This is a genomic window from Salipiger sp. HF18 (assembly GCF_011806505.1).
Lineage (GTDB): Bacteria > Pseudomonadota > Alphaproteobacteria > Rhodobacterales > Rhodobacteraceae > Salipiger > Salipiger thiooxidans.
Genome location: NZ_JAATOS010000808.1, coordinates 1 through 1124, shown reverse-complemented (window position 1 = coordinate 1124; position 1124 = coordinate 1). Strand labels below are relative to the sequence as shown.

At 70.6% G+C, this 1124-nt stretch carries 1 protein-coding gene; it reads right to left on the bottom strand.

Annotated features, from left to right (window positions below; translation table 11 throughout):
• A partial coding sequence (locus HC022_RS27150; RefSeq protein ID WP_368484868.1) for an acetyl-CoA C-acyltransferase occupies positions 1-1096 on the bottom strand: 1096 nt, incomplete at its 3' end.
• Between the last annotated feature and the right edge of the window lie 28 nt (positions 1097-1124).

Sequence of the window (1124 nt, the reverse complement as noted above, 5' to 3'; positions counted from 1 at the left end):
CGGCCAGCAGGGTGACCATGACTCGGGCGCCGCTGGCGCCGATCGGGTGGCCGAGCGCACAGGCACCGCCGTGGACGTTGACCTTGTCATGCGGCAGGTCGAGGTCGCGCATCGCGGCCATGGCGACCACCGCGAAGGCCTCGTTGATCTCGAAGAGATCGACGTCCCTGAGATCCCAGCCGGTCTTGTCCGAGAGCTTCCGCATGGCGCCGATGGGGGCGGTGGGGAAGAGGTTCGGCGCCTGCGCATGGGTGCTGTGGCCGCGGATCACCGCAAGCGGTGTGAGCCCGCGCGCCTCGGCTTCGGAGCGCTTCATCATCACCAGCGCCGCCGCGCCGTCCGAGATCGACGAGGCATTGGCGGCGGTCACCGTGCCGCCGTCGCGGAAGGCGGGCTTCAGCGAGGGGATCTTGTCCGGGCGCGCCTTGCCGGGCTGTTCGTCGATCTCGACGAGGCTCTCGCCCTTGCGGGTCCTGATGGTGACCGGCGTGATCTCGGAAGCGAAGCTGCCGTCGGCGATGGCGTTCCGGGCGCGCTCCAGCGAGGTGAGGGCGTACTGGTCCTGCGCCTCGCGGGTGAACTGGTAGGACTGGGCGCAATCCTCGGCGAAGGTGCCCATCAGGCGGCCCTTGTCATAGGCGTCCTCGAGCCCGTCGAGGAACATGTGGTCGATGACCTGCCCGTGTCCCATGCGGAAGCCGCCGCGCGCTTTGGGCAGCAGGTAGGGGGCGTTGGTCATGCTTTCCATGCCCCCCGCGACGGCGACCTTGGCGCTGTCGGCGGTGAGCAGGTCATGGGCAAACATCGCGGCCTTCATGCCCGAGCCGCACATCTTGTTGACGGTGGTGGCGCCGCTGGACAGCGGCAGGCCGGCGCCGAGCGCGGCCTGGCGGGCGGGCGCCTGGCCCTGACCGGCGGGCAGGACGCAGCCGAAGACCACCTCCTCGATGTCGCCGGCGGGCACCCCCGCGCGGGAGAGTGCTGCGGCAATGGCGCTGGCGCCGAGCTCGGAGGCGGTGGCGCCGGAGAGGTCGCCCTGGAACCCGCCCATGGGGGTGCGGGCCATGCCGACGATGACGATGGGATCTTCCATGATGGTGTCCTCCTCAGGGGGTGCGGGCTGC